23 protein-coding genes are annotated in these 21,097 nt (G+C 48.4%); 21 read left to right on the top strand and 2 right to left on the bottom strand.

All coding sequences use genetic code 11. The features are described from left to right. From hflX to oppF, 13 genes are all read left to right on the top strand, one after another. Positions 1-1,125 carry a GTPase HflX gene (gene hflX / locus CSQ88_RS04660; RefSeq protein ID WP_099396938.1) on the top strand — a complete coding sequence of 375 codons (1,125 nt, stop codon included), beginning with the start codon at positions 1-3 and terminating at the stop codon, positions 1,123-1,125. Next, complete coding sequence (hflK, locus tag CSQ88_RS04655; RefSeq protein ID WP_099396937.1) at positions 1,112-2,275, top strand: FtsH protease activity modulator HflK; 1,164 nt, start codon at positions 1,112-1,114, stop codon at positions 2,273-2,275. The genes hflX and hflK overlap by 14 nt, the downstream gene beginning before the upstream one ends. Positions 2,276-2,287: 12 nt before the next feature. Then, the gene (gene hflC / locus CSQ88_RS04650; protein ID WP_099396936.1) at positions 2,288-3,157 is read left to right on the top strand and encodes a protease modulator HflC; all 870 of its coding nucleotides are present in this window, start codon (positions 2,288-2,290) and stop codon (positions 3,155-3,157) included. Further along, on the top strand, positions 3,154-3,339 hold the full coding sequence (locus CSQ88_RS04645; RefSeq protein ID WP_099396935.1) for a DUF2065 domain-containing protein: 186 nt from the start codon (positions 3,154-3,156) through the stop codon (positions 3,337-3,339). Before hflC ends, CSQ88_RS04645 begins: the two co-directional genes overlap by 4 nt. 90 nt (positions 3,340-3,429) lie before the next feature. Continuing rightward, a complete protein-coding gene (locus CSQ88_RS04640; RefSeq protein ID WP_099396934.1) occupies positions 3,430-4,590 on the top strand; it encodes an ATP phosphoribosyltransferase regulatory subunit in 1,161 nt (386 codons plus the stop codon). Positions 4,591-4,691: 101 nt separating this feature from the next. Beyond that, positions 4,692-5,987, top strand: coding sequence for an adenylosuccinate synthase (locus CSQ88_RS04635; RefSeq protein WP_099396933.1), 1,296 nt, complete (start codon positions 4,692-4,694; stop codon positions 5,985-5,987). A 611-nt stretch (positions 5,988-6,598) separates the two neighbouring features. Then, positions 6,599-6,745, top strand: coding sequence for a hypothetical protein (locus tag CSQ88_RS22905; protein WP_180273527.1), 147 nt, complete (start codon positions 6,599-6,601; stop codon positions 6,743-6,745). A gap of 2 nt (positions 6,746-6,747) precedes the next feature. After that, positions 6,748-7,776, top strand: coding sequence for a porin (locus tag CSQ88_RS04630; protein WP_099396932.1), 1,029 nt, complete (start codon positions 6,748-6,750; stop codon positions 7,774-7,776). A 123-nt stretch (positions 7,777-7,899) separates the two neighbouring features. Then, a complete protein-coding gene (locus CSQ88_RS04625; protein WP_099396931.1) occupies positions 7,900-9,507 on the top strand; it encodes a peptide ABC transporter substrate-binding protein in 1,608 nt (535 codons plus the stop codon). A gap of 134 nt (positions 9,508-9,641) precedes the next feature. Then, positions 9,642-10,562: an oligopeptide ABC transporter permease OppB gene (gene oppB / locus CSQ88_RS04620; protein ID WP_099396930.1), complete on the top strand. Its 921-nt coding sequence runs from the start codon at positions 9,642-9,644 to the stop codon at positions 10,560-10,562. A gap of 14 nt (positions 10,563-10,576) precedes the next feature. Next, entirely contained in the window at positions 10,577-11,476 is a 900-nt protein-coding gene (locus CSQ88_RS04615; protein WP_099396929.1) for an ABC transporter permease subunit, read from the top strand. Positions 11,477-11,568: 92 nt separating this feature from the next. Continuing rightward, positions 11,569-12,561 (top strand): oligopeptide/dipeptide ABC transporter ATP-binding protein, encoded by a 993-nt coding sequence (locus tag CSQ88_RS04610; RefSeq protein ID WP_099396928.1) that lies wholly within the window; start codon positions 11,569-11,571, stop codon positions 12,559-12,561. After that, the gene (oppF, locus tag CSQ88_RS04605) at positions 12,554-13,543 is read left to right on the top strand and encodes a murein tripeptide/oligopeptide ABC transporter ATP binding protein OppF (protein WP_099396927.1); all 990 of its coding nucleotides are present in this window, start codon (positions 12,554-12,556) and stop codon (positions 13,541-13,543) included. The genes CSQ88_RS04610 and oppF overlap by 8 nt, the downstream gene beginning before the upstream one ends. A gap of 70 nt (positions 13,544-13,613) precedes the next feature. On the opposite strand, the gene trmL is transcribed toward oppF, so the two are convergent. Next, a complete protein-coding gene (gene trmL, locus CSQ88_RS04600; protein ID WP_099396926.1) occupies positions 13,614-14,078 on the bottom strand; it encodes a tRNA (uridine(34)/cytosine(34)/5-carboxymethylaminomethyluridine(34)-2'-O)-methyltransferase TrmL in 465 nt (154 codons plus the stop codon). A gap of 90 nt (positions 14,079-14,168) precedes the next feature. On the opposite strand from trmL, the gene CSQ88_RS04595 reads away from it, so the two are divergent. The 8 genes from CSQ88_RS04595 to gspK all read left to right on the top strand — a co-directional run bounded on the left by CSQ88_RS04595 (position 14,169) and on the right by gspK (position 19,704). Next, positions 14,169-14,531, top strand: coding sequence for a hypothetical protein (locus tag CSQ88_RS04595; protein ID WP_099396925.1), 363 nt, complete (start codon positions 14,169-14,171; stop codon positions 14,529-14,531). 82 nt (positions 14,532-14,613) lie between these two features. Continuing rightward, a complete protein-coding gene (purU, locus tag CSQ88_RS04590; RefSeq protein WP_099396924.1) occupies positions 14,614-15,465 on the top strand; it encodes a formyltetrahydrofolate deformylase in 852 nt (283 codons plus the stop codon). Positions 15,466-15,620: 155 nt separating this feature from the next. Beyond that, positions 15,621-16,817, top strand: a complete 1,197-nt coding sequence (gspF, locus tag CSQ88_RS04585) for a type II secretion system inner membrane protein GspF (RefSeq protein WP_099396923.1) — start codon at positions 15,621-15,623, stop codon at positions 16,815-16,817. Between the two features lie 50 nt (positions 16,818-16,867). After that, positions 16,868-17,293 (top strand): type II secretion system major pseudopilin GspG, encoded by a 426-nt coding sequence (gspG, locus tag CSQ88_RS04580; protein ID WP_099396922.1) that lies wholly within the window; start codon positions 16,868-16,870, stop codon positions 17,291-17,293. A gap of 37 nt (positions 17,294-17,330) precedes the next feature. Further along, the gene (gene gspH, locus CSQ88_RS04575) at positions 17,331-17,837 is read left to right on the top strand and encodes a type II secretion system minor pseudopilin GspH (protein WP_099396921.1); all 507 of its coding nucleotides are present in this window, start codon (positions 17,331-17,333) and stop codon (positions 17,835-17,837) included. Further along, on the top strand, positions 17,830-18,201 hold the full coding sequence (gene gspI, locus CSQ88_RS04570) for a type II secretion system minor pseudopilin GspI (RefSeq protein ID WP_180273526.1): 372 nt from the start codon (positions 17,830-17,832) through the stop codon (positions 18,199-18,201). Before gspH ends, gspI begins: the two co-directional genes overlap by 8 nt. Next, positions 18,188-18,787, top strand: coding sequence for a type II secretion system minor pseudopilin GspJ (gspJ, locus tag CSQ88_RS04565; protein WP_099396919.1), 600 nt, complete (start codon positions 18,188-18,190; stop codon positions 18,785-18,787). The genes gspI and gspJ overlap by 14 nt, the downstream gene beginning before the upstream one ends. Then, positions 18,784-19,704, top strand: a complete 921-nt coding sequence (gene gspK, locus CSQ88_RS04560) for a type II secretion system minor pseudopilin GspK (RefSeq protein WP_099396918.1) — start codon at positions 18,784-18,786, stop codon at positions 19,702-19,704. Before gspJ ends, gspK begins: the two co-directional genes overlap by 4 nt. Before the next feature lie 51 nt (positions 19,705-19,755). Here gspK and CSQ88_RS04555 read toward each other — a convergent pair whose 3' ends face one another. Then, positions 19,756-21,081, bottom strand: coding sequence for a sensor histidine kinase (locus CSQ88_RS04555; protein WP_257212456.1), 1,326 nt, complete (start codon positions 21,079-21,081; stop codon positions 19,756-19,758). Positions 21,082-21,097: the final 16 nt, after the last annotated feature.

Here is a 21,097-nt window from a genome sequence, read left to right as displayed (position 1 = left end):
ATGTTTGAACGCCATAAGGGTGGAGACAGAGCCGTCTTGGTTTGCCTTGATTTTGGTGAGGTGGATTATCAGGATGGTGTGGAAGAGTTTGTTCAGCTGGTAGAAAGTGCAGGGGCCCAAATTCTTGCAACGGTTGAGGGTAAGCGCAGCCGGCCTGATCGTGCCTATTTTGCAGGTACTGGCAAGGTGCAGGAAATTGCTGAAGTAGTTCGGGTTCATGAGGCGGAGCTGGTTATTTTTAACCATCAGCTTTCACCATCGCAAGAGCGCAATTTAGAAAAGGTTTTACAGTGCCGGGTTGTGGATCGCACGACACTGATTTTAGATATTTTCGCGCAGCGTGCACGGACTGCAGAAGGCAAATTGCAGGTGGAATTAGCGCAACTGTCGCATATTTCTACACGCTTGATTCGCGGCTGGACCCACCTTGAGAGGCAAAAAGGCGGGATCGGGATGCGGGGGCCGGGTGAATCGCAACTTGAAACGGATCGCCGCTTATTAGGCGTGCGGGTGAAGCGCCTGAAGGACCAGCTGGCTACAGTGCAAAAGCAGCGGGCAACCCAGCGCCGTTCGCGTGAGCGCAACAGGCAGTTTAGTGTTGCAATTGTGGGCTATACCAATGCAGGTAAATCGTCCTTATTTAATGCATTAACTAAATCGAAGATTTATGTTGCGGATCAGTTGTTTGCAACATTAGACACAACATCCAGAAAGCTGTTTCTTGATCCGGAGCATTCGATTGTATTGTCGGATACGGTTGGTTTTATTCGCCAATTGCCCCACACTTTAGTCGCCGCATTTCATGCTACTTTAGAAGAAACGATACAGGCCGATTTACTTTTGCATGTGGTGGATATCAATCATCCATTACGTGATATGCAAATTATTGAGGTAAATAAAGTATTAAGTGAGATTGGTGCGGAACGTATTCCACAATTGATGGTCAATAATAAGATTGATCTGCGCGACATGCCTCCGAGTGTTGATCACGACGAGTATGGTAGAATTTGCGCTGTGCGTTTGAGTGCTACCCAAGGGACAGGGCTCGATGCACTTCGCGCCGCGCTGCTTGAGGCTTTAAGCCATCCACTAAAAACAGCTGAGTTAACTAATGAGTCAAAATGACCCGCAATGGGGTGGTCGCCGTAATGGCCCGCCTGATCTGGATGAAATTATTCGTAATATCACTGGCAAAATATCCCGCCTCTTAGGTGGTGATGGTGCGCCTCCTGCCGGAGGAAGCAGCCGGGGCGGCGCTGGTGCTGCTGTGGTTGTTGCCGTCGCAGTTGCTGTGCTGTGGGCGGCATCTGGTTTCTATGTGGTTGACGAGCGCGAAAATGCCGTCATTATGCGTTTTGGCCGCTATGTGGAAACGGTTGAAAAGCCGGGTTTGCATTGGCATTTGCCGTGGCCTGTAGAGTCACGTGAAATCGTGAATATGACTGAAATTCGCAGTCTGGAAGTAGGAAGCCCAGGTGGCGAAGGCCGTGCGGGTGATGAATCCATGATGCTGACCGGGGATCAGAATATCCTCGAAGTGCGTCTGGAAGTGCAATACAACCTTAAATCTGCGCATGACTTTGTATTCTTTAACCGCACAACTGATCGTGATGCTAAAGATTTGGTTAAGCAGATCGCACAAACTGCGATTCGTGAAGTCGTGGGTAAGAATAAAGTCGATTACGTGCTCAATGAAGGGCGCGGCAAGATTGGTGAAGATACCAAGGAAATCGTGCAAAGTCTGCTTGACCGCTACGGCGTGGGCGTGGCGGTGTCTCGTGTAAATATCTCGGATGTACAGCCGCCAGATCAGGTTCAGGCTGCTTTCTCTGATGCAGTTAAAGCGCGTCAGGATAAGGCACGACTGATTAACGAAGGCACGGCTTACGCAAATGATGTTATTCCGAAAGCGGGTGGTATGGCTGCTCGTCTTTCCGAAGAATCAGAGGGTTATCGCTCCCGTGTTGTATCACAAGCCGAAGGGGATGCGTCCCGCTTTAAGCAGGTTGCTGCAGAGTATGCAAAAGCACCGCAAGTGACGCGTGACCGGATGTACTTTGACACGATGCAACAGGTTTTCCAGAACACAACCAAGTTGTTGATCGATCAAAAATCGAATGGCAATTTGCTTTACCTGCCTTTGGATAAATTGATGCAAATGACTTCACCAGCGGCTGCACCTGCACCCGCTGCAGAGGCCGCAAAAGTGGCTGAGCCTGCTGCCGATGCAGCTGTTAATCGTAACGTTCGCGCTACTGTGCGCGATGGCCGCTAAGGGGAGAGCAATATGAATCGAATTCTTTCTACTTTAGCCTTGGTACTGTTGGCTTTATTTGTTTTATCTGCTTCGTTTTTTACGGTGGATCAGCGTCAGTACGCCGTGGTGTTTCAGTTCTCTGAAGCGGTGCGCGTGATTAAAAATCCAGGTATTAATTTTAAAGTACCCTTGCTCCAGGAAGTTCGCTACTTTGATAAGCGTACTTTAACGATTGATGAAGAAACGCCAGCGCGCATTCAGACCATCGAAAAAATGAACGTTAAAGTAGACAGCTTTATCAAGTGGAAAATCATCGATGTAGAGAAATACTACAAAGCGGTGGGTGTGGATCAGCGTAAAGCGGTTGAGCGCTTACGCAATACGGTAAACAATATGCTGCGCGATGAGTTCGGTAAGCGTACCGTACAGGATGTGATCTCCGGCAAGCGCGATGAAGTCATGGAAACGGTGCGTAAAGTAGCTGATGCAGATGCCGGACGGATTGGTGTTCAGGTGATTGATGTGCGTATTAAGCGCGTTGAGCTTGAAGACAGTACGCTTAATTCTGTTTATGAGCGTATGCAGTCTGAGCGTAAGGCCGTTGCTAATCAGATGCGTGCAGAAGGCTCAGCAGAAGCTGAAAAAATTAAGGCGGATGCAGATCGTCAGCGCGAAGTGACTTTGGCAAATGCGTACAATAAAGCCCAGCAAATTAAGGGTGAGGGTGATGCAAAGGCGGCAGCTATTTATGGCGAAGCCTATGGTCGTAACCCCGAATTCTATGCGTTTTATAAGAGCATGGATGCTTATAAGCAAAGTTTTGCGAAGAAGAGCGATGTGATGGTGGTAGATCCTAGCTCAGAATTCTTCAAATATATGAAAAACCCGAAAGCGAAGTGATTGATTCTTTGCTTGCCGCCCTTGCACTGATGCTCATTTTTGAAGGAATCATGCCTTTTGCGCTTCCTTCCGTATGGCGTAGTACAATGCAGAAAATGGCAGAGTTGGACGACTTTAAAATTCGTTTAATTGGTTTGGGGTGTTTGCTCGCAGGTTTAGTGCTGGCCTTATTGTCCCGCTAGACTATCTCTTTAAGAAGTGTGTGCCCGCACTGTGCAATTTGCACAGGCGGGCCTTTGTTTGAAGGGCTTTGTTTTTTAAAGCAAATGACTATGCGCAACTGGATTCTCCCTGAGTATATTTCTGATGTTTTACCTTCCGAAGCCCGCCAAATAGAGGCTTTGCGCCGTAAAGTGCTTGATCTCTTTGCTTGCTATGGTTACGAGCAGGTTGCACCTCCCCTTATCGAGTATGTGGAATCATTATTTACACAAGATGACAGTGCTCTTGATTTAAAAACATTCAAACTTGTGGATGAATTAACAGGCCGTCAGATGGGCTTACGTGCAGATATCACGCCCCAAGTGGCCCGGGTTGATGCTCATATTTTAAATCGCCAGGGCGTGGCGAGGCTTTGCTATGCTGGCTCGGTGGTGAATACCCGGCCGGAAGGGGTGTTGTCCACCCGTGAGCCACGTCAAATTGGTGCAGAGATTTATGGTTGTGCCAGTGTAGCTGCAGATGTTGAAGCGATTGAGCTGATGTTTGAGAGTCTTTCTCTAGCTGGCCTGCAGTCGCCGCGTTTAGATATTGGGCACATAGGCTTGTTTCATGCTCTGGCTGATGAGGCTGGCCTCGTGGGAAATCGCCGTGCAGAAGTTTTTGCGGCTTTGCAGCAAAAAGATTTGCCGACCATTCATGAAACAACGTTGGGTATTGCCGCTGAATTACAGGCTGCATTATTGCTGCTGCCTTCTTTTTATGGTGGCAGTGAGGTGCTTGTCCGTGCCCGTGCTGAGCTGCCTGAATTACCAGGTATAAGCTCTGCACTTGACAGTCTTGATCAGCTGACTGCTGCACTGGAATTGCGCGGTATTGTGGTTCATTTTGATTTGGCTGAATTACGCAGTAGTTATTACCATACCGGTTTAGTGTTTGCCGCTTATGCCCATGGATTTACCAATGCGGTGGCACGAGGTGGGCGCTATGATAGTGTGGGTGAGAAGTTTGGCCGCTCCCGCCCTGCTACAGGTTTTAGTATGGATTTACGTGAGTTTTCTTCTTTGCCTTTTCCGTCTTTACGCTCTGGTGTGTTAGCCCCGGCAGGAGATGATGTGGCCTTGCTTGCGGCAATCCGCAGCTTAAGAAATGCAGGTGAAATTGTGATGGTTGATTTGGGTGTAAATACATCCGAAGTCAGTGTTGATCGTGAGCTTAAATGGACAGATGGTCAGTGGCAAGTATTGCCGCTGCTTGCTGATAATCGTGTTTGATTTCCTGGTGCACTCCTGCAGGGGGTGTGCCGCTTAGTGCATTACGTGGTACTCAGATATCGCGTGTTTTGGTTACGTTGGTTTTAATAGTGAGGTTTGGCATGAGCAGAAATGTGGTTGTGATTGGTACCCAGTGGGGTGACGAGGGTAAGGGCAAGATCGTTGACTGGTTAACCGATCACGCACAAGGCGTGGTTCGTTTTCAGGGCGGTCACAATGCCGGTCATACACTGTGGGTAGGCGGTAAAAAAACCGTCCTGCGTTTAATTCCGTCCGGTATCTTGCACGCGGGTAAGGCTTGTTTTATCGGCAATGGTGTGGTGATTTCACCAGAAGCGCTGCTTAAAGAAATTGATGAGCTGGAAGCCGCGGGTATTGATGTTGCAAGCCGTTTGCGGATTTCAGAGGCTTGCCCGTTGATTTTGCCGTATCACATTGCCATTGATCAGGCGCGTGAAGCCGCTAAGGGTGAGATGAAGATCGGTACAACCGGTCGTGGTATTGGCCCTGCGTACGAAGATAAAATCGCTCGTCGCTCCATTCGCTTGCAAGACTTGTATCACCCTGAGCGTTTTGCAGCCAAGCTGAAAGAAAACCTAGATTGGTACAACTTTGCCCTGAAGAACTACTTTAAGGCTGAAGAAGTTGATTTCCAAACGGTTTACGATGAAGCACTGGTTTACGCTGAGCGTATCAAACCTATGCTGGGTGATGTTTCACGTACGCTTTACGATATGAATAAAGCAGGTCAGCCGCTGTTGTTTGAAGGCGCGCAAGGGACATTGCTGGATATCGATCACGGTACTTATCCGTATGTGACTTCCAGCAATTGCGTGGCCGGTGCTGCATCAGCGGGTGCGGGCGTTGCACCGCAAATGTTGCAATACGTACTGGGTATTGTGAAGGCTTACACCACGCGCGTTGGTTCTGGCCCATTCCCTACTGAGTTGTTTGATGATGTAGGGGCTGGTCTAGCTTCGCGTGGCCATGAGTTTGGTTCTGTAACGGGGCGTGCCCGCCGCTGTGGCTGGTTTGATGCGGCTGCATTAAAGCGCTCTATCCAGATTAACGGCGTATCAGGCTTGTGTGTGACCAAGCTGGACGTAATGGACAGCATTGAAACGATCAGCATTTGTACTGGTTACAAGCTGGATGGTGAAATTATCGACATCTTGCCGGTTGGTGCGGAACAGATTGCACGTTGTGAGCCCATTTATGAGCAAATGCCGGGTTGGTCTGAGTCTACTTTCGGTGTTAAAAAACTGGAAGATTTGCCAGCAAATGCCCGTGCTTATCTGAAGCGCATTGAAGAAGTGTGTGGTGCACCAGTGGATATCATTTCGACTGGCCCGGATCGTACAGAAACAATCGTATTGCGCCATCCTTATAACGGCTGATGCTTCTTTGTACCCATAAAAAAACCCGCGTAAGCGGGTTTTTTTATGGGCTGGTGATTGGTGGTGAAATTTTTGTATAAAATTTTTTCATCTTAGTACTAAATTTTTGAGGTTTCATGGTTTTATTTGGTGATTGATATGTTTTTTTATGGTATTTTGTTGCTTGATTTATATTTAAATCTTTAGTTTGTATTTTTTGTTGTAAAAAAGACTCGGTATTTGCCTAGGGGTTTTTTTGTATTTTTTGGTATTTTTTGTGCTTATTATTTTGGTGTGAGACGTCTAAATCTGATTGGCGGTCTGTTTAATGTGTGGCATGTTTGTGATTTATGGTGTTTTTTGTATTTTTATCGTCGTTCAGGTGCATTTGTAAATTGTTTACTTGCTTTTTTTTGAGCATCATGAGTTGTTGATGCACTAATTTGGTGCAATTATTGGTTTTTGCCATAGGTATGTAATTTTTCATTAAGGTGGTGTTAATGTGAATAGTTCCTTGTGAGCTATGCGAGAAAGTGGGCCTTTGTAGTGTGGGCGTCTTGATTACGGTTTGCGTTATGCACTGTTTTGGTGCGAGTTAAATTGGGTGTTGTATTGATAACTAGAAAATAAGGATGATTGCAATTAGTGGTTTCATTTTTAATTTTCTTTCTGGTGCTGCAGATGAAAAGCGCGACGTGGCAGGGGCTAGTCATCAGGTAAAGAAAAAGCATATTGTTCTTTACACATATGGTGGTCTTATTGACCTTAAGGAGAATTAAAAATGACTGTTAAGAAAATTTTGGCTGTAGCGGTAGCAAGTTTATGCGTTGTTTCTTATGCCCAGGCAGACGTAACACTTTACGGTATTGCACAAAAATCGATTGATTACGGCAATTCTGTAAGCGGCACTGGTGAAGCTAACAAATTCTCTCTTGAAGATATTGGTAGCCGTGTTGGCTTTAAGGGCACGGACAAGCTTGATAATGGCGCGAATCTGCTGTGGAAAATTGAATCTGGTTTAAGCACATTTGGTAGCCGTGAAGCATGGATTGGTGTTGAAACAAAAGATCTGGGCACTGTGCGTTTTGGTAAGAGCAAAGGTGCATATGATTTGCTGGTTGAAACCTTTGATTTGTTTGAAAGCAACACGACTTTAGCCAGCACTTTCCAAGATGCAACTTATAGCACCCGTCATGAAAATGCCGCGTTTTACACAACACCAACTTGGGGTGGTTTCTCGGCTACGGTAAATGCCGTGATTGATAGCACATCAAAAGTTGGCAGCAGCCAAAAGGGCTACGATGCGACTGTAAGCTTTACTCAGCCTAAGTTTGCCATTTATGCGGGTACCAACAGCCTGAAAAACCTTGCTCGTGAAACAGTGACAGGTGGCTTGGTTGAGAAGTCAGATTCAAAAGTAACTTCGTATTTACTCGGTGCTAAAGTGTTCCCGATTGAAGGTCTTCAGATTGGTGCGCTTTACCAAAATACGAAGCAAGATGCCGCGTTTGCCGGTGGTGAATTTAAGCGTGATAGCGCGATTGTTATGGCGCAATATGAAGTAGGTAAATGGGTTCCACGTATTGGTTATGTATACCAAGGCGAAGGTAAGCAAGGCGATAAGAAAGTTGTTGCTAAAGCTGGCCAATTCCAATTGGGTACAGATTACAACCTGTCTAAATCATCATTGCTGTATGTTGAAGGTGCTCTGATTCAGAATAAAGATGAAAACACTTTCTCTACCAGTGTAAGTAAGGGTTTAAAAACAAATGCCAAAGTAATCAGCACTGGCATGATCTTATTGTTCTAAGTTTTAGTTTTTTTATGTAACACTGTCCAAGCGGTGTATCGTAAGTTAAACCACTTCTTCGTTATCGGAGAAGTGGTTTATTTAATCAAATCATAAACGGGTATCGCCCTTTAAGGAGACACAATGAGCTGGACTATGAAATCAGTGACATTCGCGCTTTCACTTGCCTTAGGCGGAGCAGCATTCGCAGCAACAGTGCCTGCGGGCGTTAAGCTTAGCGACAAGCAAGAAATGATTCGTAATAATGGGTCTGAGGTAGAAACGCTGGATCCTCATCTTGCTGAATCTGTTGGTGCGAATAACATTACCCGTGATTTGTTTGAAGGTTTAACCACTAGTGATAATGAAGGGCGCTTACAGCCAGGTGTAGCTACAAGCTGGAAGCAAAAAGACCCAACGACCTGGGTATTTACTTTGCGTAAAGACGCTAAGTTTTCTAATGGTGACCCGATTACAGCGGCTGATTTTGTATATGGCTGGCAACGTTTCCTTGACCCAAAAATTGCATCAACCTACGGCACGGTATATGGCATTTTTGTATTGAATGGCTTAGAAATTGCAGAAGGAAAAAAAGCGCCTGGTACTTTGGGTGTTAAGGCCATTGATAAATATACCCTTGAAGTAAAAACACCTAATCCAATTGCTTATTTGCCAAGTGTATTGGCTAATTCGCAATTTGCGCCTGTACATAAAGCCACGGTGGATAAGTTTGGTAAAGACTGGACCAAGCCGGGCAATATGGTTGGCAATGGTGCTTATGTATTAAAAGATTGGAAAGTGAACAGCAAGATTGTGCTGGAAAAAAATGCCCAATACTGGGATGCAAAAAATGCACAGCTAACTCGTGTAACCTATTTGCCTGTTGAAGCGGGCAATGCAGAATTAAAACTCTATCAGTCAGGCGATAACGACTTCGTTTACCAATTGCCTGCAGGTCAGTACGAAAAGCTGAAAAAAGATTTCCCTAAGGAAATTCAGAATGGCCCTATCCTGGGCTTGCGTTATTATTCTTTAAACAATAAAGATCCAATGATGAAAGATGTGCGCGTGCGTAAAGCGCTGTCTATGGTATTGGATCGCGATATTCTGGCACAAAAAGTAACGGTTGATGGCCAGATTCCTGCGTATGGCGTGACGATTAAAGGCCTTGAAGGTGCTGATGTAACCACTTACGACTGGGTTAAGTGGCCAATGGCAAAACGCGTGGAAGAAGCTAAGAAATTACTGGCTGAAGCAGGCGTAAAACCAGGTGCAAAAATTAAATTTACTTATAACACCGATGATTACCATAAGAAAATGGCTTTGTTTGCCTCTTCTGAATGGAAAACAAAGCTTGGCCTGGATACTGAATTAGACAGCCTCGAATTTAAAGTGCTATTAAAGAAACGCCACGATGGCGATTTCCAAATCGCACGTAATGGCTGGCTGGCTGATTACAATGATGCCACAACTTTCCTGACTTTGGTTCAGTGTGGTTCTTCACAAAATGATAATGCAAACTGCAATACGAAAGCAGAGGAATTAATTAAGCAGGGCAATGAGCAGCAGGATGTGGCAAAACGTAAAGCATTGCTGACTCAGGCTGCAAAAATGATTATGGATGATTATCCAATGATTCCATTATTGCAATATACCCTGCCACGCCTGGTTAAATCTTATGTGGGTGGCTATTCAACCAAGAACCCGGTTGATCGTTATCTGAGCAAAGAGTTTTATATTATTAAGCATTAAGATTTAAATTTGTGATGCGTTGCCGCTTTGGGCTATTGCTCAAAGCGGCGTTGTTTTGTCTGTGTAGTGCAGCCAGAGAGCGGCTCACACTGAAAGCAGTTTGATTAAACATAAGAACCAGGGAAGGAATGCCGATGTGGGCTTATACATTCCGCCGAATTTTGGCGACGATACCTACAATGCTGGCAGTAATTACGATCTGCTATTTATTGCTGCATTTAACACCAGGCGGCCCGTTTGATACCGAGCGCAAGGTGTCTGAAGCTGTTTTAGCTAATTTACAAGCCAAATACCATTTGGATTTGCCGCTTTGGCAGCAATATTTATATTATCTGAAAGGTTTATTGCACGGTGATTTAGGTGCGTCTTTTCGTTATGCAGACTGGAGTGTTAATGATCTGGTTGCTGCGGCTTTGCCTGTATCCCTGACAATTGGCGGCGGGGCTATTTTATTGTCAATTATTATTGGTGTGGGCCTGGGTATTACCGCTGCACTTAAGCAAAATAGCTTTATTGATTATTTTGTGATGCTGATTGGCAATATTGGCAGCACGATCCCTTCTTTTGTATTAGGGCCGGTATTGATCCTGATCTTTGCGATCTGGGTCCCGATTTTACCTGCTGGTGGCTGGGATGAATTCAATCTTCGCTTTATTGTTTTGCCCCTTTCCCTGCTGACATTTATTAATGTATCGACCATTGCGCGAGTGATGCGTGGCAGCTTAATTGAAGTGATGAGCAGCAATTTTATTCGTACAGCACGCGCTAAAGGTCTGCCTTTAAAAACGATTGTGTTTCGTCACGCTTTAAAGCCGGCATTATTGCCTGTTGTATCTGTACTTGGGCCATTGGCTATTTCATCCATTACTGCGGCGGTTGTCACCGAATCGGTATTTTCTTTGCCTGGTATTGGTAAATTAATCGTCAATGGGGCGAGTAACCGCGATTACACCTTGGTTTTGGGGCTGGTTGTATTGGTGACCGTGGTGGCAGTATTGCTTAATTTATTAGTCGATTTAGCCTACGCGCTGCTCGATCCTAAAATTCGTTACTAACAGGCGGGGTTGTCATGTTATTCAGAAATAAAAAACTCGCCGCTACGCTGGAAAGCTTGCCTGTTGAAGGCCGCAGCCCCTGGGCAGATGCACGCCGGCGTTTCTTTAAAAATAAGGCTGCAGTGATCAGCGCCATTATTTTAATGCTGATTACAATTGCCTGTATTTTAGGCCCATTTGTATTGCCCAATTCTTATGAAGATACTGATTTTGGTGCAATGGGTTTAGCTCCCACATTACAAAACTGGCATTTGTTTGGTACGGATGAATTAGGCCGGGATTTATTAGTCCGCAGTTTAATTGGTGGCCGTATTTCTCTGATGATTGGTGTCCTAGCTACCCTAACTTCGGTTGCGATTGGCGTAATATGGGGAGCGACTGCCGGTTTTCTTGGCGGGAAAGTAGATTCCGTAATGATGCGTATCGTCGATATGATGTATGCAATTCCTTATCTGCTGATTGCCATTTTAATGGTTACCCTTTTAGGTCGTGAATTTTATCTGGTTGTTTTAACAATTACGGTATTTGGCTGGATGGATATGGCTCGTGTGGTTCGCGGGCAAACCTTAGCCATTAAGTCAAAAGAATACATTGAGGCGGCTCACGCCATAGGTGTGCCAACATGGAAAATCATTTTCCGTCATGTTGTGCCCAATCTTCTTGGTATTGTGGTGATTTACACGACGGTAACCGTGCCGGGTGTGATTCTGACTGAGTCGGTCTTGTCATTTTTAGGCTTGGGTATTCAGGAGCCGATGACCAGCTGGGGTGTGCTGATTCATGATGGCGCCAGTGTAATGGAAACCACGTCGTGGTTATTGCTGTTCCCTGCGGCCATGCTGTCTGCCACTTTGTATTGTGCCAATTATATCGGTGACGGCATGCGTGATGCGCTTGACCCGAAAGATCGGTAAGCGGAGCCCAATATCGTGTGTTTATTATCTGTGGGTGTTCATTATTTGGGCGGCAATGATTTGCGTGACCAAATTGGATTAAAGGCAGCATCATGAGTTTATTATCTGTAAAAGACCTCGGTGTGCAGTTTGCCACCAATGATGGCTCGGTCAGCGCGGTCAATGGCGTATCTTTTGAGCTCAATCGCGGTGAAACGCTGGGTATTGTCGGTGAGTCGGGCTCGGGTAAAAGCCAGACTGTACTGGCCCTGATGGGGTTGTTGGCTAAAAATGGCAAGACCCAAGGGCGTGCCTTATTTGATGGTCAGGATTTGCTGACGATGCCTGCTCAGCAATTGAATAAGATTCGCGGTAACCGTGTGGCGATGATTTTTCAGGACCCGATGACGTCCCTAAATCCATATCTTACGGTTGAGCGCCAAATGACCGAAGTGCTGGAGTTGCACAAGGGTATGAGTCGCCGCGATGCAAAAAAACGCTCGATTGAGCTGCTCGATGCGGTAAAAATCCCTGAAGCTGCACGCCGTGTGATGATGTATCCGCATGAGTTTTCTGGCGGGATGCGCCAGCGGGTGATGATTGCCATGGCGCTCTTGTGCGAGCCGGAGCTGCTGATTGCAGACGAGCCAACAACCGCTTTGGATGTGACGGTGCAGGCACAAATTATTGCGCTGTTAAAAGACTTGCAGCGTGATTTTGGTACCGGCATTGTGATGATTACCCATGATTTGGGTGTGGTGGCCGGCCTCTGTGAGAAAGTGCTGGTGATGTATGGTGGCCGTGTCATGGAGCAGGGCAATGCCAGTGATATCTTTTATCACGCAACGCATCCTTATACTGTGGGCCTACTTGGGGCACTGCCGCGCCTTGATCATGACGACAGTGAAAGCCTGATTTCTATTCCGGGTAACCCGCCGAATATGGCGCATATGCCTCCTGGCTGTCCGTTCAGTGAGCGCTGCAACCATGCCGTGGCGCGCTGCCACAGCGAATTGCCTTTATTGCTGCCTGTTGGTGCAGGTGGTGTTTTGCGTGCTTGTCATAAGCCGGTAGCAGAAACCAAGCTGGAGGAGGCTCATGTCTGATACACGCCAACCGATTCTGTCTATTCGTGATTTAAAAGTTCATTTTTCTGTGCGTCAGGGCGTGAAATGGCCGTGGCAAGCAAGTAAAACCCTGAAAGCCGTGGATGGTGTATCGCTTGATCTTTATGCGGGTGAAACGCTGGGCGTGGTGGGTGAGTCGGGTTGTGGTAAGTCGACTCTGGCGCGTGCTGTGCTGAATTTAATTCCGGCCACCAGCGGCAGTATTGTATGGATGGGTAAGGAAATGAGCGGTGCCAGCAGCGCAGACTGGCTGGAGGCGCGCAAAGATATTCAGATGATTTTTCAGGATCCTCTGGCGTCTTTAAATCCGCGGATGACCGTGGCGCAGATTATTGCCGAGCCGCTCAAGACTCATTACCCGAATATCTCTGAAGCCGAGGTGATGGCTCAGGTAAAAGCGATTATGGTGCGGGTTGGTTTGCGTGAGCAGCAAATTAATCGCTATCCGCATGAGTTTTCGGGCGGGCAGTGCCAGCGTATTGGTATTGCGCGTGCGCTGATTATGAAGCCAAAGCTGATCGTTTGTGATGAGCCTGTTTCAGCGCTGGATGTGTCGATTCAGGCGCAGATTGTGAATCTGCTTAAAGAATTGCAGCGCGAAATGGGCTTGGCGCTTATTTTTATTGCCCATGATCTGGCTGTGGTTAAGCATATCAGCGACCGGATTCTGGTGATGTACCTTGGGCATGAAATGGAGCTGGCAAAAAAAGCCGCGCTTTATTCGCATCCAAGCCATCCTTATACCCAGGCGCTTTTGTCAGCGATTCCTATTCCTGATCCTGAGCGCGAAAAAAATAAGGTGATTCAGATTTTGCAGGGTGATTTGCCCAGCCCGATTAATCCGCCATCTGGCTGTGTATTCAGAACCCGTTGCCCTAAGGCATTAGATCAGTGTTCTAAAGATATTCCTCAGTTGCGGGCGCTGACAGAGCAAACACAGGCGGCATGTATACTGGCTTAATGCTCAGCTGAAAAAAAAGCAGCGCAGAAGATTTATTCTTCTGCGCTGCTTTTTTTTAGAGATGAAGTTTTTAACTTGCCCCGGCAAAATCCATTTGCCGCCATGCTTCAAATACTGTGATGGCCACTGCGTTGGATAAATTTAAGCTGCGATTATCCGGCATCATTGGCAGGCGAATGCGGCGGTCTGCTGCAAATTCTGCGCGAATTTCCTCTGGCAGGCCTCGTGTTTCCGGGCCGAACACAAAAACGTCACCTTTCTCGTAGATAATGCGGTCGTGCCGTGCCGATCCTTTTGTAGTCATGGCAAAAAAACGATGGCCAGCTAAAGATTGCTGGCAATCTGCCCATGATTCGTGGATCTGCATACTGGAAAACTCGTGGTAATCCAGTCCGGCGCGACGCATGCGCTTATCATCCAGTTCAAAGCCCAGTGGCTTGACTAAATGCAGGCTGCAGCCCGTATTGGCGGCGAGGCGGATAACATTGCCTGTGTTAGGCGGGATTTCAGGCTGAAATAAGACGATATGGAACATATGTGGGCTGACAGGTGGCAGGCGAAACGCCTTGTATTAAACAGATAGAAACCCAGAATAAAACAACATAGTAAATATTTTGGGGGAGTGATGGACTTGATTCAAAAAGAAATTTTACTTGCTGCTGTACGTGTGGCCTTACAGGATCAGTTGTCTCCTGAAGAAACCATTGCCGTTACATTAAGGTCTCTCGATCACGAGATGATGGGGCCAGATGGCCGATCTTTCAACCCCGCACGCATTTCTGGTGTGGGTTCTGCAATTTATGCTGCCATGTTTAATTATCCGGTGGATCTGCTGGACGTGCCTGAAGAAGGCTATGTCTGGCGGGCAAAAATACCTAAACACCGTTTCAGCACCCCGTTTGAGCAGTTGTTAACAGATGGAGAGCGCATGGTTGAGCTGTGCCGTCAGAAACAAAAAGACCGGCTCTCTGAGCAGAATCATCATTGAGCATATTTTGCCATGGCTGGACTAATGCCTTAAGGCGGGTGTTGCTGTTAGAATTAGGAATAGATTTTACTAGAGTCACTGAATGAATACCGCAACACTACTGATTAGTTGTCCGGATCGAAAAGGTTTATCTGCTGCGATTGCCAATTTTCTGTATACCTATAATGCCAATATTGTTCACGCTGATCAGCATCAGGACGAGACAGAAAATCTCTTCCTGATGCGGGTAGAGTGGGATGTCACCGACTTTTCATTGGATATGAGCGCATTCGCCGCGGCTTTTCAGCCTATCGCGGATCGCTTCCAGATGACATGGTCGGTGGCCTTATCTGCCCGCCGCCCCAAAGTGGCTATTTTTGTTTCTAAGTATGACCATTGTCTGGTTGATTTATTGCACCGGCATAAAAGCGGCGAATTGCGCTGTGATATTCCGCTGATTATTTCTAATCATGAAGATTGCCGTGGTCTGGCGGATTACTATGGCATTCCTTATCATGTGATTACCGTAACTAAAGACAATAAAGCCGAATCAGAACAGGCCCAGCGTGCATTGCTCGAAGCCAGTCAGATTGATTTAATTGTGCTTGCCCGGTATATGCAGGTATTAAGTCACGAATTTACTGCGTCTTATCCGCAGCGTGTCATTAATATTCACCATTCATTTTTACCGGCATTTGAAGGGGCAAAGCCTTATCACCGTGCATTCGCCCGTGGGGTCAAGCTTATTGGTGCAACCAGCCACTACGTCACCGAGGTATTGGACGATGGTCCGATTATCGAACAGGATGTCATGCGTATTTCGCACCGTGACGATATAGATATGCTGATTCAGAAAGGCCGTGATTTAGAAAGAATGGTGCTTTCACGTGCGGTACGGGCCCATCTTGAAAACCGGATTCTGGTTTATGCAAAGAAAACGGTGATTTTCTCTTAAATATTTAAAGAGAATGAGGGCCGCCTTTGATTTATTGTATAAAATCGGGGGCGGCTTTTGTATGAATTATAAAATCTTTAGTCTAATTAACCACTGCTGAACAAAATAATAAAAATGATAATTTGTTGGGTACTTTATCTCTCTGGTATTTCCGTATGACCGCTTTTCGCTACCGTGCTGTGAACGAGGGCGGGAAAGCTGCGCGTGGCGTTATCGAGGCGGAAACGTCGCGTTTAGCCAAGGGTTTGTTGCGTCAGCAGGGCTTGTGGGTTTCCGAGCTGGAAGAAATCGCCTCTGCCGGAGCAAAAGGTGAGCGCAGCTTAGGCACGGCAAAGCTCTCCTTGCTCACGCGCCAGCTGGCCACCTTGCTAGATGCGGGCTTGCCTATTGAGCAGGCGCTCTCTGTTTTGATTGAGCAAAGCGAAGTCGAGCGCGAAAAGCAGCTGGTTGCTGCGCTGCGCAGCGAGATTCTGGCTGGCTCCTCGCTTTCTCAGGCGCTTACACGCCATCCTCGTGTTTTCCCGGAGCTTTACCGGACGATTGTCAGTGCGGGAGAGGAATCAGGCAAAGCGGCTGCGGTGATGCAGCGCCTGGCCGATTATCTTGAATCCCGTGCGTCTCTGGCCTCTAAAGTCGGGCTGGCCTTTATTTACCCCGCTGTAGTGATGTTTGTTTCTGCCCTGGTGATTGTCGGGCTTTTGACCTGGGTTGTGCCGCAGATGGTGACGGTGTTTCAGAGTGCCAAGCAAACGCTGCCGCTGCTTACTCGTCTTTTGCTTTGGGCCAGCCAGTTTGTGCGCGATTGGGGGCTGATTTTCTTTGTGCTGCTGGCAATTGCCTCGGCAGCAGGCTGGCATGCCCTTAAAAAACAAGCGGTAAGACGGCAGTTTGATGCATGGCGTTTAAAGCTTCCCCTGATCGGGCGCTTTGAGCGCACCGCAAATACCGCTCAGCTGGCGTCTACTCTGGCGATTCTGGTGGGGAGCGGCGTGCCGCTTCTGAATGCTTTGCAGGCCGTGAGTGGTGTGCTGGGCAGCTTGCCCCTGCGCGATGCGGTGGCTGAAGCCGCGAGGCAGGTGCGTGAAGGGATGACCTTGTCGCGTGCGCTGGCGGTAAGCAAAATGTTTCCGCCCGTGCTGATCCATCTGATCGGCAGCGGTGAGGCAACGGGGCGCCTTGAACATATGCTGGAAAAAGCTGCTGCACAGCAAACGCAAGAATTAGAAAATCGCGTTTCTACTTTTACCGGGCTGCTTGGCCCGCTGATGGTCTTGTTAATGGGCGGCGTGGTGCTTGTGATTGTATTGGCGATTCTATTGCCAGTTTTTGAAATGAATCAATTGGTTAAATAAAAAGCCGAATACGAACAAATCGTAATGGCTTTCATAAAGGGGAGTATGAAATGAAACGCAGGCAAGGCGGTTTTACGCTGATTGAAATTTTGGTGGTGATTACCATTCTGGCAATTTTGGGTGCTTTAGTAGTGCCTAAGATTATGAATCGCCCGAATGAAGCGCGCGTTGTGGCCGCTAAACAAGATATCCGTTCTGTGGTCCAGGCGCTCAAACTTTATAAGCTGGATAACGGCCGTTACCCAAGTACCGAGCAGGGCTTAAAAGCGCTGGTAGAAAAGCCAAGTGCTGCTCCTGTGCCAAACAACTGGAAAACCGGTGGTTACCTGGAAAAGCTGCCTAAAGACCCATGGGGGGGTGATTATCTTTACCTCAGCCCGGGCATTAAGGGTGAAATTGATGTGATGAGCTACGGTGCTGATGGCCAGCAGGGTGGTGAAGGTACGGACGCTGATATTGGCTCCTGGGATAACTGATGCTCTTTAAGCAACAGATCATGGCTTGTGCTGGGCGATGAAAGCGATGGTTCAGCGTGGCTTTACCCTGATCGAAATCCTTGTGGTGCTTAGTATTATCGGCATCATTATGGGTTTGGCCGTGGTGCGTCTGGATTTATCAGACGGGCAAAGGGTGGAGCGCGAGGCCAGCCGCCTGGCTTCGTTATTTGAATCCGCCCGGGATGAGGCCATTACCAGCGGGCAGGCCATTGCATGGTCATCGGATGGTTTTGGGTATCAGTTCTGGTTGCAAGATGCTCAAAATAACTGGCAATCGATTGCCACGCATGATTTGCTTAATCCGCATGTTTTAGAAGAAGTCAGGGTGGAAGGGTTTGCTGTTAATTTGCGTGAGCAGCGCTTGGGAGAACGTCTGGTGTTTGAGCCTTCGGGTGTGAATGCCCCTTTTCGCTTGCAGCTGCGCTTAAATAACAGCCGCTTGGAATTGCAGGGAGATGTGATGGGGCGGGTTGAAGTTCACCAGCCGGATGCCTCGGCGCCTGCGGCCTTGCCTCATGCGTAAAGATGCAGGTTTTACCCTGATTGAAGTGCTGGTTGCACTGGCCGTGATAGCCATTGCCATGGGGGCCGCGATGAAAGCAACCCTGGCAAGCACTAATAATGCGATAGAGCTGAAAAGCCGCACGGCAGCAGGCTGGGTGGCACAAAACCGCTTAAACGAGCTGGCTGCCTTGGGCGCATGGCCCGATATTGGCTCAACTGAGGGTAAAGAATCACAAGCGGGCATGGATTTTGTCTGGCGCGTAGAAACTGGCGGATCCCCTAACCGCAGCTTTCGGCGCATCGAAATAAAAGTATTTTCTGCCGGTGATGATCAGCACGCGGCAGCGACTCTGGTAAGTTATCTTGCTCATGTTCCCCATTAAGGTGTTTAAACCCAGGCATGCAGGCTTTACCCTGCTGGAAATCTTAATCGCGCTGGCGGTATTTAGCGTGGTGACTTTGATTTCATATAAAGGCCTGGAATCGGTGGCGCAAACGCGTTCTGCTCTGGATGCCGAGGCAAAGCGCTGGCGCGATTTATCTTTGGTGTTTGATCGCATGGAAGAGGATGTCAGCCAGGCGGTGGATCGCCCCTGGCGGGATCAGGGCGGGGTAGAGCAGGCTGCAATGCGTGGCACGAATAAACCGGAGCGTAAAGATGATCAGCCACTGGAACTGATTCGCCTGGATCGCAACCGGGATGCTTTTCATGTAGCCTATCGTTTGAATAATGGCCGCTTAGAGCTGCTGCTGTGGAATGCGCTTGATTTGGGGCCGCGTGAAGAGCCGCAGGTGCACACCTTGCTGGAAAATATCCGCGGGTTTGAAGTGAATTTTTTAGATGCCTCCAGCCAGTGGAAGCCCAGCTGGCCGCCCGCAGGCAATAGTAAAGTGCCGCCACGGGGTGTGAAAATTAAGCTGACGCTCGCCGATGACACCACCGTAGAAAGGATATACACCCTGCCATGATGCGCAAACAACAAGGCGTTGCCATCATTACCGCCGTGCTGACTGCTGCGCTGGTGACCACCCTAGCGGTGGCCATTGCCTGGCGCCAGCAGCTGTGGTTCCGGCAACTGGAAAATCAGTTTGATCTGGCCGAGGCACGCGGCATAGCCCGCGCTTCCATTAACCTGGCAAGGCTCACCCTAAGGGATGACGCCCGCAATAATCAGATTGATCATCAGCTTGAGCCATGGAATATTCCGATTCCGGCGATTCCGGTTGAAACAGGCCGGGTAGGCGGGCGTTTATTAGAGCAGCAGGGGCGTTTTAATTTAAACAATGTAGTGCAAAACGGGGTATTGAATGAGTCCGCATTCGCGGCTTTTCAACGTCTTGTACAAACGCTGGGCCTGCCGCCTGATATCGCTAATGCGCTGGTCGACTGGCTGGATGCAGATAATCTGACCCGCTATCCGGGAGGGGCAGAAGATGTTGAATATCTGGCGATGGGCGAACCCTACCGCGCAGCTAACCGCGCTTTGCTGGATATTCAGGGCTTGTCCCGTATTCGCGGCTTCACGCCCGAAGTGATCGCCAGGCTGGAGCCCTTAATCAGTGTTTTACCGCAGGCAACGCCCGTGAATGTTAATTTTGCCGGGCCGGAAGTATTGGCGGCGATTATTCCGGGCCTGTCAGTGTCTGCCGCGCAAGGTGTTGTGGCCAAACGCTCAGGCAAGTATTTTAAAAATATTGAAGAATTTAAACTGGCCTTGCCCCAGACCCTGCAAGCTACCGTATCACTGGATGGCGTATCCATAGAAAGCCGTTATTTCATCAGCGAAGTGGACGCGCATTTTGGCCGGGTTAATATGAGCTTTCAGGCGTTGCTGGAGCGCAAGGGCGATCAGATTCCAAGGATTGTCTGGCTGAGAAGGCGCTGATGTCACTGGCTGAGCTTAATGCGAATAAAGCAATGTGCTGAGAGCGAGGGTTTATTCAGCTTTAATCGGCAGCAGAACGCGCACAATCAGCCCGTGTGGCTTGGCATCAAGCAGGCGGATGCTGCCGCGATGCCTTTCGGTGATTTCTTTGACAATTGCCATCCCTAATCCACAGCCGTTACCGGTTTGCTCGCGGCGGTAAAAGCGCTCGAATACGCGCTCTTTATCGGTATCTGGAATCCCGGCCCCATCGTCTTCTACTTCAACCACGTAATTCTCGCCTTCGATGCTCAGGCGAGCGGTGATATTACAGCCGCGCGGGATATATTTGATGGCGTTTTCAATCAGATTGGTAAACAGCTCCCGCAGCAGGGCGGAGTTGCCGTGCATGGGCGCTTCGGATACATCGGTGTCACAGCCCAGATCCATGCCGGCAGCCAAGGCGCGTGGCACGCATTCTGCCGTCAGCTCGCGTATTAGTTTGGCTAAATCCAGCGGGACGCGCGGCATACCTTTTGCGCTGTCCGGCTCGGATCTGGCAAGGGTAAGTAGCTGATTAACAAGGTGAATGCTGCGGTTGGCGCTGGTGTGTACCATGGTCAGGCGGTTGCTTAGCCCTTCTGGCGTGGTTTCGCGCATGGCCAGCTCGGTTTGCGATTTTAAGCCGGCAAGAGGCGTGCGGAGCTGATGCGCAGCATCGGCAATAAAGCGGCGTTGCCGGGCCACACTTTCATTGGTACTGCTTAAAAGCTGATTAAGTGCGGAAGTGAGCGCGCCCACTTCTTCAGGTTCATTATCCAGCTGCAGAGGGGATGGGTCTTGGCCTGAGTGTTCTTCAACCCTGCGCTGCAGGCGGGCTAATGGGCGCAGGCCGCGGTTTATGCCCCACCAGACCAGAAAACTCATGGCAAAAATCAAGAGGGCCAGCGGTGCGGCAATGGCAATCAGGATTTCTTTAGAAAGCTGGCTGCGTGCTTCGGTGCTTTTGCCTACCAGTACGTGCATCCACTTTTTTTGCTGGGTAATTTCTACCGGGAAATAGAGCGAAACAATGCGCAGCGATTCATTTTGAAGGCGGGCATCATAAAAAACAATTTGATTGTCGGGCTTTAAATGGCTTTGCAGCGCGGGCAGCTCGCTATTACTGAAGATAATGCCGCCTGTATTGAGCGATACCGTATAAAACAGGCGCTCGTCTGAGTCGTCATCCAGTAAAAGCTGCAGAGCATGGGGGAAATCAATAATCAGCCCATTGTCCTGGGGCTTGATTTGCCGGCCAATCGAGCGTGCTGTTTGCAGTAGGCTGTCGTCGATCGCCATATTGGTATAATGCCGGGCTACGTTATAACTTAAGAATGCACCGGCAAGCCAAAGCACCCCCTGCGGTATGAGT

The sequence above is a fragment of the Iodobacter sp. BJB302 genome, from assembly GCF_002735645.1.
Classification (GTDB): domain Bacteria; phylum Pseudomonadota; class Gammaproteobacteria; order Burkholderiales; family Chitinibacteraceae; genus Iodobacter.
This window is presented reverse-complemented; position numbering and strand designations above follow the sequence as displayed.

Bases quoted from the DNA above. Each gene is read 5' to 3' on its own strand.
- CSQ88_RS04610 (WP_099396928.1), top strand. From the start codon at position 11,569: ATGAGTTTATTATCTGTAAAAGACCTCGGTGTGCAGTTTGCCACCAAT.
- CSQ88_RS04640 (WP_099396934.1), top strand. From the start codon at position 3,430: ATGCGCAACTGGATTCTCCCTGAGTATATTTCTGATGTTTTACCTTCC.
- hflC (WP_099396936.1), top strand. From the start codon at position 2,288: ATGAATCGAATTCTTTCTACTTTAGCCTTGGTACTGTTGGCTTTATTT.
- hflK (WP_099396937.1), top strand. From the start codon at position 1,112: ATGAGTCAAAATGACCCGCAATGGGGTGGTCGCCGTAATGGCCCGCCT.
- CSQ88_RS04595 (WP_099396925.1), top strand. From the start codon at position 14,169: ATGGACTTGATTCAAAAAGAAATTTTACTTGCTGCTGTACGTGTGGCC.
- gspG (WP_099396922.1), top strand. From the start codon at position 16,868: ATGAAACGCAGGCAAGGCGGTTTTACGCTGATTGAAATTTTGGTGGTG.
- trmL (WP_099396926.1), bottom strand. From the start codon at position 14,078: ATGTTCCATATCGTCTTATTTCAGCCTGAAATCCCGCCTAACACAGGC.
- CSQ88_RS04615 (WP_099396929.1), top strand. From the start codon at position 10,577: ATGTTATTCAGAAATAAAAAACTCGCCGCTACGCTGGAAAGCTTGCCT.
- gspJ (WP_099396919.1), top strand. From the start codon at position 18,188: ATGTTCCCCATTAAGGTGTTTAAACCCAGGCATGCAGGCTTTACCCTG.
- CSQ88_RS04625 (WP_099396931.1), top strand. From the start codon at position 7,900: ATGAGCTGGACTATGAAATCAGTGACATTCGCGCTTTCACTTGCCTTA.
- gspK (WP_099396918.1), top strand. From the start codon at position 18,784: ATGATGCGCAAACAACAAGGCGTTGCCATCATTACCGCCGTGCTGACT.
- CSQ88_RS04635 (WP_099396933.1), top strand. From the start codon at position 4,692: ATGAGCAGAAATGTGGTTGTGATTGGTACCCAGTGGGGTGACGAGGGT.
- gspI (WP_180273526.1), top strand. From the start codon at position 17,830: ATGCGTAAAGATGCAGGTTTTACCCTGATTGAAGTGCTGGTTGCACTG.
- hflX (WP_099396938.1), top strand. From the start codon at position 1: ATGTTTGAACGCCATAAGGGTGGAGACAGAGCCGTCTTGGTTTGCCTT.
- purU (WP_099396924.1), top strand. From the start codon at position 14,614: ATGAATACCGCAACACTACTGATTAGTTGTCCGGATCGAAAAGGTTTA.
- CSQ88_RS22905 (WP_180273527.1), top strand. From the start codon at position 6,599: ATGATTGCAATTAGTGGTTTCATTTTTAATTTTCTTTCTGGTGCTGCA.
- CSQ88_RS04630 (WP_099396932.1), top strand. From the start codon at position 6,748: ATGACTGTTAAGAAAATTTTGGCTGTAGCGGTAGCAAGTTTATGCGTT.
- oppF (WP_099396927.1), top strand. From the start codon at position 12,554: ATGTCTGATACACGCCAACCGATTCTGTCTATTCGTGATTTAAAAGTT.
- gspH (WP_099396921.1), top strand. From the start codon at position 17,331: ATGAAAGCGATGGTTCAGCGTGGCTTTACCCTGATCGAAATCCTTGTG.
- oppB (WP_099396930.1), top strand. From the start codon at position 9,642: ATGTGGGCTTATACATTCCGCCGAATTTTGGCGACGATACCTACAATG.
- gspF (WP_099396923.1), top strand. From the start codon at position 15,621: ATGACCGCTTTTCGCTACCGTGCTGTGAACGAGGGCGGGAAAGCTGCG.